The organism is Desulfuromonadaceae bacterium (assembly GCA_019429445.1).
Classification (GTDB): domain Bacteria; phylum Desulfobacterota; class Desulfuromonadia; order Desulfuromonadales; family JAHYIW01; genus JAHYIW01.
The window spans coordinates 1-8,674 of record JAHYIW010000049.1 but is presented as its reverse complement, the minus strand read 5'-3'; the positions used below and the strand labels follow the sequence as shown (position 1 = coordinate 8,674).

Below are 8,674 nucleotides of genomic sequence, written 5' to 3'. Positions count from 1 at the left end.
GAGTCCTTTTGCCTGGGGGCCAAAGGGGCCCCCCCCCCCGGCTCTCCCACCTTCTGTTCTTGCTGTGCCTCAGCCGCAAAAAAGGCGCAACAGCTGCGCATGAAATTGACAATGACAGCACAGTTGGTTTATTCTGCGCTGACGTTCAACCCGTTGAACCATTCAATCAGGAACCCACTCATGTTTCAACTGCCCAGGGGCAACCCGGTTAAAGAAAATCTCAACCCCGGAAAGATTAACCTGCCGGAGGCTTTTGCCAAACTGCATGTCGGTAACTTCACCGGATATCTGCGTTTTGATGCCACTGTTGGCACGGGGATCGTTATCTTTGCCAACGGCAAGCTGATCAGCTCACTGTTCAAGGAAGAAGGACGCCAGGTTGTCGCTTACGACGCGCTGACGCGCATCTTTAATCAAGCGCTTAAGGGGCGGGCGACGCTTAATATCTTTAAACTTTCGGCTGATCTGGCGCTGAGTATCCATGCTCTGTTGCACGGCGAAATGCTCTACCGTGCTCAGGACCTCAACATTATCGATATCCGCGGATTACTCAGCAAGGTCAAGACCGAGCGCATGACCGGTTGTCTGCGCATCTATACGGCTGACCGCACCGCGCTGATCTTTTATCGTGACGGCGATCCGTTGGGGTTCTTTCATGACGGCTCGACCGATATCGAGATGAGCGCCGACACCTCGATGTCAGTGGCGAGACTCCCCGGTGCCAAAGTGGATGTCCTGTCCACCAGCAAGGCGGCACTGGACGAACTGACCGACCTGATGGAATCGGCAAACTTGACGGAGTTGTGGATCAAGACCCGCGACGCCCTCGCCGCACAACGCCGCAGGGCGCAGGAAGAACAGCTGCAAAACTCGACGCAACAGACCGCGCAGCGCAAGGAACGCCTGCTCACCATGCTGAAAGAGACGGCGGGGCAACGCATCGGTAAAGTGGGTGCGTCGCTGGTAGAAAAGGAGTTTTCCAAAGCCGTCAACGGCAAGCTGGTTTTTAAAGAAGATGATTTCGAGAACTTTTTCTCGCAACTCTCCATCGGGGCCAAGCTGGTCGCCGGTCCGAGCACCGTCAAAGGAATGGTCAACGACATGCGACGCGGCATTAAACCCTTCCTGCACAGCTAATTGCAGATAATTGATAGCGGTAATATTGACCCCCTTGAGGAGAATCGTGCATGGATTGGTACATTATGCAGATCATGCTCTGGCTGATTGCCAGCCTGGTTTCATTCTACTTCAGTCTCGGTAACGCCCGCGTCTGGACGAGTATCTCGATAGGTTTTTTTCTTGTCCTCTTTGCCGAGGTGCTCCCCTCCGCCCTGCCGTTTTTACCCGGAACCGACATTTCGCACGTGGAGGCCATGGGGTATATTGTCGGCACCATCGCCATTTTGGTGATGAGTCACGGCTTTCAGGAATATTATATTTTCTCCCGCACCCTGGAGTTTGAGGGGAGCAAAACCTTTGTCTATCTCGGCGTTCTCGGGGTCATTGCCGGATCGGTGGCCTTTTTGCTGATCAACCCCGCGCCGACCGCCACGACGCTGCGCATTATCCGCATCGTCGGCCTGACGAACTGGGTCTTTTTATCCTTGATCAATATCGACCTGATTCGCAAAATTTATCTGCACATCAAAGACACGCCGATCGGGAAAGGCTTTGTCGCTTTCATCGTCGTCTTCGCGTCGATCTTTCTCTGGAAAGGGTCGGAACTCTATCTTGAAGTTTACGACCTGGTCAACCTGGCGGACAGCTACCCGTTCCGCTACCAGCTTTCGTTGATCGTCAGCAACCTGGGTAACCTGGCGGCAAGTATTTCGGTCGGTGCGACGTTTCTTTATCTGGCCAGGGCGATGCGCTGACCCTGACGGAGTGAAGGGTTGATGATGTATCCATTCTCTTTCATCATAACACTGATTGCCCTTGGCGGTTCGGCACTGCTGTCCGGCTGTGTTGCCCAGGCAACCTACGAGGCTGAGGTTGTAAAAACCGCGCAAGTTGAAGCCTCGCTGACCAGTCTTGAGCGCGACTACACCCTTGCTATCGCGCAACAGGAAAAGCTGGTTGCCAAAAATGCCGATCTGCAAACCCGTCTTGATGCCACCCTGCAAATTCAGTCAGAACTGAGCCGGGAGATTCTGCGCAGTCGTGCTGATGTAGACCGGCTGGAAAAGGTTCTGTCGGCACGCGGGGCGGAAACCGGGGCGATCATGACCGAACTGCGTCAGCGCATTGAAACCCTCGAAAAAGAAAAACAGGAACTGGTCCGCCAAAGTGAAGTGATCCAACGCACCCGTGAACATCGGCTCAAAGAGTTACAGGCAACGTATGATTCGCTGGTAACAAAGATGGAAGAAGAAATCACCCGTGGCGAAATCACCATTTCAGAGTTACAGGGGAAACTGACCCTGAATCTGGTCGAGCGAATTCTTTTTGATTCCGGTCAGGCGACGCTCAACACCGCCGGAGAAAAGGTTATCAAACGTCTCGGCGGGGTACTTAAATCGATTGAAGACAAAGTGATTATTGTTGAAGGGCACACCGACAACGTGCCGATCAGTCCACGCCTGAAAAAAATGTATGCCGACAATTGGGAACTCTCCGCGGCACGGGCGACCAACGTGGTGCGTTTTTTACAAAATGAAATCGGTATCGACGGCAACCGTCTGGCCGCCAGCGGCTACGGTCAGTTTCGCCCCCTGGCGAGCAACCTTACGGCTGAAGGGCGCGCCCAGAATCGCCGCATTCAAATTGTCTTTGCCCCGCTTGAACTGACCACCGTTAACGCCGAATAAGCGGACGACAAACAACTTGCACGCCTGATCACCAGTCTGTGGAAAAATTTGTTATAATGGGAACCTAACTTATGATGCACTCGCAAAAATTCGAAGGATGGCGACGCCATCACTTATCGCGGAGGTTCCCATGCATGTCGCCCGGTTCTGGCACGCGGAAGATAACAACCGTGTCCGCTGCCAGCTTTGTCGTCATTTCTGCCTGATTGCTCCCGGTAAACGTGGTCTCTGCCGCGTCCGCGAAAATGTTTCCGGCGAGCTGAAATCACTGGTTTACGGTCGCAGCGTAGCCAACGCCATCGATCCGGTTGAAAAGAAACCGCTTTTTCATTTTCACCCCGGATCACTCAGTTACTCGATTGCAACTGTCGGCTGTAGTTTCCGTTGCCTGCACTGCCAAAATCACCAGATCTCCCAATGGTCGATTGATCATGACGAGATCCCCGGCGAGTACCTCCCCCCGGTCGATGTGGCCAGACGGGCCCGTTCAGCCGACTGTCTCAGTATCTCTTACACCTATACTGAACCGACCATTTTTTATGAGTACGCCCATGACACCGCAATCCTCGCCCGCAAAGCGCAACTGAAAAATGTTTTTGTGACCAACGGCTATATCAGCGCCCCGGCCCTGGATGAAATTGCACCGTTTATAGACGCTGCCAATATCGACCTGAAAGGTTTTTCGGAAAAATTTTATCATCAGGTGGTTGGCGCCAAACTCTCCCAGGTCCTCGACAGTCTGCGCGCATACCGCAAACACGATATCTGGCTTGAAATCACTACCCTGATTATTCCCGGTAAAAATGACGACCTTGCTGAACTGCGCGACCTGGCCACGTTTATTTACGACGAGCTCGGCCCGCAAACACCGTGGCACGTCACCGCCTTTTACCCGACCTGGAAACTTCTCGATTCCCCGCCGACCCCGCCCGAAACCCTCACCCGCGTCAGGGATATCGGTCTTGAGGTTGGACTGCATTACGTCTACACCGGCAATATTCCAGGCAATGCCGGAGAAAACACCTGCTGTCCGCAATGCCATCGGGTGGTCATAGAGCGTCATGGCTTTTCCCTGCACAACATTCATCTGCACGGCGGATGCTGCGCCTACTGTGGAACCACGATCGACGGGGTCGGGCTGGATGATCTGGATGAGTCACTTTAAGCACGGATCGGAGTCGGCTCAATGAGCAATTCACGCCTGATTCTCCTCCCCGGACTGGCAGCCGATGAACGCATGTATGCACCGTTGCGCGCCACCGGAATCGACGTAGCAACGCCGCGGCTGCTGATCCCGTTCGACGGTGAAGTGCTGGGGGACTACGCCGGTCGCACCGCCGCCGAATTGGATGTGGGCGCGCACGACATCATCGGCGGGTCCTCGTTCGGCGGACTGGTTGCAGCGACGATTGCCCGCCAGCGGCCGGTCGCCGGGCTGGTGCTGATCGGCAGCACCTTTGGAGTAAGCGGACTCGGCACCGCCGGACGCCTGTTCGGCGGACTGCTGCATCTGCTCCCGTTTGCGCTGGTCAGTCGCGTCCTGACCTCCGACAAAGCGATGGCCAGGATGTTCGGCAGCGGCGCCCGTGAAGATTTCGCTATCGCCCGGACCATGTTTTATGACACCCCGCGACAGCTGATTGATCAGGGGAGCTGGATGTTGCGCACCTGCCGCGAAACAGCTCCGCCCGACTGTCCGGTCTTCGCCATTCACGGAGCACTGGACCGGGTGCTGTCTCCCCCTCCCATCGACTGCACCATCATCCCCGATGCCGGGCATGGCCTCCCCTTTACCCATCCCCGGCAGTTGGCTGACTTTCTGCGCACCGTACAGACAAAGCTCAAGTAACACGAATAATTTATTCGTAGCACAAAACGATTGACATCCCGCCACAGCCTCCTTATCATGTCGTCAAATTTCACCCTGCGGAGGTTTCATGTCCAAACGATTTGCAACCCTGTTGATACTCCTTCTCATTCCGGCTGCCGCCGCTGCCCACTTCGGCGTGACCCTGCCGTCGACCGACATCGTCATGGCCGGTGACAACCGCACCCTCAACGTGCAGGTCAAGTTTATCCACCCGACCGAAGGGCATTACATGGAGATGGAGCAACCGCGCCGTTTCGGGGTGTTGGTGCGCGGCCAGTCGCACGACCTGTTGCCAACCTTGTCAGCAACCCGGGGGCGCGGCGCCGAGCAACAGAAAGATTTTCACTTCTGGAGTGCAGACTACACCATCCAGCGCCCCGGAGATCATACCTTCTTCGTCGAACCCGCCCCCTACTGGGAAGCGGCGGAGGATCTGTTCATCGTCCACTACACCAAGGTTTGTGTCCATGCCCTCGGTCTGGAACAGGGGTGGAACGAACCGGTCGGACTTGAAACCGAAATTGTCCCGTTGACCCGCCCCTACGGACTCTGGAGCGGCAACCTGTTCAGCGGACAAGTGCTCCTCAAGGGAAAACCGGCTCCGCATGCCAGCGTCGAAGTCGAATATTTAAATGAGCGTGCGGTAGGCGGAACAATACATCCGCCGTCAGCCCCCTACGTGACGCAAGTCGTCACCGCAGATGGCAACGGCATCTTCCACTATGCCCTGCCCAAAGCCGGTTGGTGGGGATTTTCCGCACTGAGCGAGGCGGACTGGACGCTTAAACACGATGGCGTGGAAAAAGCGGTTGAAATCGGCGCGGTCTATTGGGTGCAGGCGCGTGATATTGACTGATTTTGACCTTGAATTGAACGCATGGTAACGAGGGAAGGAAGCCGATGAAATATCTGCTCTGCACCGTTCTTTTATGCGTGCTCTCAAGCGGCACGGCGCTTGCTCATAAGGTCAACATCTTTGCCTGGGTCGCGGCCGGAACGGTCTATTGTGAAACCTATTTTCCCGATGGTCGTCCGGTCAAAAGAGGCCAGATTATCGTCCTTGATGCCGAGGGCAATGAGTTGTTGACCGGTCGCACTGATGATGAGGGCCTGTTCAACTTTACAATAACCACACGTTCCGACCTGACGATTATTATCGACGCCAGCATGGGGCACAGAAATAGGATCATTTTAAAGAAGGGCGATCTGCAACCATGAATAAGCTGACTGAATTTCGTCGCACCCGCACTCTCACCCTGACCGGCATCTGCCTGCTGCTGACATTCTCCGTCGGACCAACCTTTGCCGCCACCAATCAGGAGCGCTGCACCGAAACGATCACCCGCCTGACCAATGAAAACAAAAAACTTTCCCATGACATTTTCCGCGCCGAAGCGAAAGTCAAGGCCCTGCGCGAGGCTGAGGATAAATTTGACCCGCTAGCGATTGTCGGTGGAATCGGCTGGATCGTCGGCATCTTCGGTGGAGTTGCCTGGCTTAAAAGTCGAAACAAAGGCTGATGCATATTTCTGACGGGGTGTTACCGACCAGCATGATCCTGGGCTGCTATGCGGGGAGTATGGTGCTCGCGGGATGGAGTGCCCGACGCATCAGCAACGACGAGCTACCGAAGGTTGCGGTCCTGACCGCGTCATTCTTTATCGCCTCACTGGTTCATGTGCCGCTCGGCCCGACCAGCGTCCATCTGCTGATTCCCGGTCTGGTCGGAGCGCTCCTCGGCCCAGCCGCGTTTCTCGCCATCGCCCTCGGGCTGCTCCTCCAGAGTCTCCTCTTCCAGTTCGGCGGACTCACTGCCCTCGGTGCCAACGCCTTGATGATGGGAATACCCGCCCTCTGTTGTGGCTTCTTGTTCCGCCACTTGAGGGGCACGACCAGGCGGCGCCATATCCTCGCCGGGGCGCTGGCCGGAGGGCTTGGCACCGTCGGCTCGGCGCTGCTGCTCGCCCTGCTGCTGGTCAGCGCCGGAGATGATTTTCTCGGCGTGGCCAAACTGGCGCTGGTCGCCCATCTTCCCGTCATTTTGATCGAAGGGACGGTCAGCGCCTTTGTCGTCTCTTTTCTCTACACAGTCAAGCCGGAACTGCTTCGACAACAGCCTTTCATCCCGTCGCAAAAGCTGAATGTATGACGACCGTTACCCCGCAGATTGTCCACCTTTCCTCAGCGCTGCTCCCGCTGCTCCTGATCTTCCCGATTGCGGCGCTGAGCGCGCTGCGCTGGGCACTGCGCACCACCGATGCCAACGGTGATCGCGAGGAACGCGACTGGTCGATCCCGGCAATCGATGCGACCGGTCGCGCCGATTCGTGCCTGCATCGTTGGGACGTGCGCTGCAAAATAGCCACACTGCTCCTGTTTGCCCTGCTGACCGTTTCCCTGACATCGTTATGGCCGACCCTCGCCGCCCTGCTGGTCAGTCTTGCCGCTATCTGGCTGGCGCGCCTGCCGTGGCGCAACGCCCTGCGCCGGGTCGCGGCGATGACCGGCTTTCTCAGCATGTTTCTGCTGATCATGCCGTTGACCGCCGTGACCCGCCCCGCCGACGTCGTACTGATCTTCGGGCAGCAGGACTGGTTCACTCTCAACCTGCGCGGACTGGAACTGGCGCTGCTGGTCAGTGCCAAGGCGATCGCCGTCGCCCTGCTGATGGAACCGTTGCTGGCGACCGCACCGCTGCCGCGAACGCTCGAAGGACTCAGTCGCCTCGGCGTCCCGCGCCAGATCACGTTGATGATTCTCCTTGCCCATCGCTACATTTTTGTCTTTCTTTACGAGGCGCGCCGCATGGCGACCGGAATGGAGGTGCGGGGGTTTTGCAAGCGCACCGATCTCGACACCGTCCGCAGCACCGGAAATTTTCTCGGCATGCTCTTCGTGCGCAGCTATGAACGCACCCAACGGGTCTACGCTGCGATGCTCGCTCGCGGCTTCAACGGCTCCTTCCCCGACCGTGAAGAATTCTCCCTGCGAGCGACCGACTGGTTGATCAGCGCACTCTGGTTGTTCCTCGGACTGGCCCTGCTCGCCATTGATCGGCTGTGGCCGACCGGCGCTCTGTAAGGGGGGATGATGCACGATCTGGCCCGCCATACCCCGCTGGAACCAGCAGGCAAACTGCTCTTCGATCTTGACGAAGTCGCCTATCATTACCCGAACGGCCACCCGGCCCTGGAGCGGATCAACCTGAAGATCGCCGCGGGAGATCGCATCGCCCTGGTCGGCCAGAACGGTTCGGGGAAATCAACCCTGGCACGTCTGCTGGCGGGGCTGCATCGCCCTTCCCACGGCAGCCTGCACTGGAAAGGAGAGCCCCACAGCGCTCCGCGCCCGAGTATCGGGCTGCTCTTTCAGGACCCTGATGACCAGCTCTTCTGCAATACCCTCTATGAAGACGTCGCCTTCGGCCCGCTTAATCAGGGGAGGGATCGGCAGGTTGTCGACCACCAGGTGCGCCGGGTACTCCATGAGGTGGGGCTGGCCGAGTTGATGTTCAAGGCCCCGCACCAGCTCAGCTACGGCCAGAAAAAACGGGCCGCTCTCGCCACGGTTCTGGCGATGGATCCCGAAGTCCTGATCCTCGATGAACCGACCGCCAATCTCGACCCTCGCCAGGAAGAGGTTTTCCTGCAACTGCTCAAGGATTTTCACGGCACCCTGATCTGCATCAGCCACGACCTGCTCTTCCTCTTCGAGCTCTGCCCGCGCGCCGTGGTCCTCGATCGGGGGCAGATCCACCACGACTACACCTTGCAGGAGCTCGTCGCCCAGCGCGACGCCCTGCGTGAGCACGGTCTCGACTTCTCTTTTCGCTTCGATCGCCGCATGCCGCCGTCCGATCTTCGCGGCAAAGACAGCGCATTGCCCGGCACCAGAGGCAGCACTGCCCCGGTCGTCGCGGCAGCACCGGCGGTGGCCACAGCACCACTGATCGAACTGCGCGACCTGACCTATAATTACCCTGACGGCACCCACGCGT

General features: G+C 57.4%; 11 protein-coding genes. All 11 read left to right on the top strand.

The window, feature by feature from the left end; genetic code table 11:
- The first annotated feature begins 180 nt into the window (after positions 1 to 180).
- Positions 181 to 1,137 carry a GTPase-activating protein gene (locus tag K0A93_13255; GenBank protein ID MBW6513055.1) on the top strand — a complete coding sequence of 319 codons (957 nt, stop codon included), beginning with the start codon at positions 181 to 183 and terminating at the stop codon, positions 1,135 to 1,137.
- A gap of 50 nt (positions 1,138 to 1,187) precedes the next feature.
- A complete protein-coding gene (locus K0A93_13250) occupies positions 1,188 to 1,874 on the top strand; it encodes a hypothetical protein (GenBank protein MBW6513054.1) in 687 nt (228 codons plus the stop codon).
- A gap of 21 nt (positions 1,875 to 1,895) precedes the next feature.
- A complete protein-coding gene (locus K0A93_13245; GenBank protein ID MBW6513053.1) occupies positions 1,896 to 2,807 on the top strand; it encodes an OmpA family protein in 912 nt (303 codons plus the stop codon).
- 130 nt (positions 2,808 to 2,937) lie between these two features.
- Positions 2,938 to 3,972: an AmmeMemoRadiSam system radical SAM enzyme gene (gene amrS, locus K0A93_13240; GenBank protein ID MBW6513052.1), complete on the top strand. Its 1,035-nt coding sequence runs from the start codon at positions 2,938 to 2,940 to the stop codon at positions 3,970 to 3,972.
- Positions 3,973 to 3,993: 21 nt separating this feature from the next.
- The gene (locus K0A93_13235; GenBank protein MBW6513051.1) at positions 3,994 to 4,656 is read left to right on the top strand and encodes an alpha/beta hydrolase; all 663 of its coding nucleotides are present in this window, start codon (positions 3,994 to 3,996) and stop codon (positions 4,654 to 4,656) included.
- Between the two features lie 88 nt (positions 4,657 to 4,744).
- Entirely contained in the window at positions 4,745 to 5,533 is a 789-nt protein-coding gene (locus K0A93_13230) for a DUF4198 domain-containing protein (GenBank protein ID MBW6513050.1), read from the top strand.
- A 44-nt stretch (positions 5,534 to 5,577) separates the two neighbouring features.
- Positions 5,578 to 5,895: a carboxypeptidase regulatory-like domain-containing protein gene (locus K0A93_13225; GenBank protein MBW6513049.1), complete on the top strand. Its 318-nt coding sequence runs from the start codon at positions 5,578 to 5,580 to the stop codon at positions 5,893 to 5,895.
- Positions 5,892 to 6,197, top strand: coding sequence for a hypothetical protein (locus K0A93_13220; protein ID MBW6513048.1), 306 nt, complete (start codon positions 5,892 to 5,894; stop codon positions 6,195 to 6,197). The genes K0A93_13225 and K0A93_13220 overlap by 4 nt, the downstream gene beginning before the upstream one ends.
- Positions 6,197 to 6,826 carry a cobalt transporter CbiM gene (gene cbiM / locus K0A93_13215; GenBank protein MBW6513047.1) on the top strand — a complete coding sequence of 210 codons (630 nt, stop codon included), beginning with the start codon at positions 6,197 to 6,199 and terminating at the stop codon, positions 6,824 to 6,826. Before K0A93_13220 ends, cbiM begins: the two co-directional genes overlap by 1 nt.
- Positions 6,823 to 7,758, top strand: coding sequence for a cobalt ECF transporter T component CbiQ (cbiQ, locus tag K0A93_13210; GenBank protein MBW6513046.1), 936 nt, complete (start codon positions 6,823 to 6,825; stop codon positions 7,756 to 7,758). Before cbiM ends, cbiQ begins: the two co-directional genes overlap by 4 nt.
- A gap of 9 nt (positions 7,759 to 7,767) precedes the next feature.
- On the top strand, positions 7,768 to 8,674 hold a 907-nt coding region (locus tag K0A93_13205), incomplete at its 3' end, for an energy-coupling factor ABC transporter ATP-binding protein (GenBank protein MBW6513045.1).

Excerpts from the sequence above, each read along its gene's own strand:
- K0A93_13255 (MBW6513055.1), top strand. The coding sequence starts at position 181 with ATGTTTCAACTGCCCAGGGGCAACCCGGTTAAAGAAAATCTCAACCCC.
- K0A93_13250 (MBW6513054.1), top strand. The coding sequence starts at position 1,188 with ATGGATTGGTACATTATGCAGATCATGCTCTGGCTGATTGCCAGCCTG.
- K0A93_13245 (MBW6513053.1), top strand. The coding sequence starts at position 1,896 with ATGATGTATCCATTCTCTTTCATCATAACACTGATTGCCCTTGGCGGT.
- amrS (MBW6513052.1), top strand. The coding sequence starts at position 2,938 with ATGCATGTCGCCCGGTTCTGGCACGCGGAAGATAACAACCGTGTCCGC.
- K0A93_13235 (MBW6513051.1), top strand. The coding sequence starts at position 3,994 with ATGAGCAATTCACGCCTGATTCTCCTCCCCGGACTGGCAGCCGATGAA.
- K0A93_13230 (MBW6513050.1), top strand. The coding sequence starts at position 4,745 with ATGTCCAAACGATTTGCAACCCTGTTGATACTCCTTCTCATTCCGGCT.
- K0A93_13225 (MBW6513049.1), top strand. The coding sequence starts at position 5,578 with ATGAAATATCTGCTCTGCACCGTTCTTTTATGCGTGCTCTCAAGCGGC.
- K0A93_13220 (MBW6513048.1), top strand. The coding sequence starts at position 5,892 with ATGAATAAGCTGACTGAATTTCGTCGCACCCGCACTCTCACCCTGACC.
- cbiM (MBW6513047.1), top strand. The coding sequence starts at position 6,197 with ATGCATATTTCTGACGGGGTGTTACCGACCAGCATGATCCTGGGCTGC.
- cbiQ (MBW6513046.1), top strand. The coding sequence starts at position 6,823 with ATGACGACCGTTACCCCGCAGATTGTCCACCTTTCCTCAGCGCTGCTC.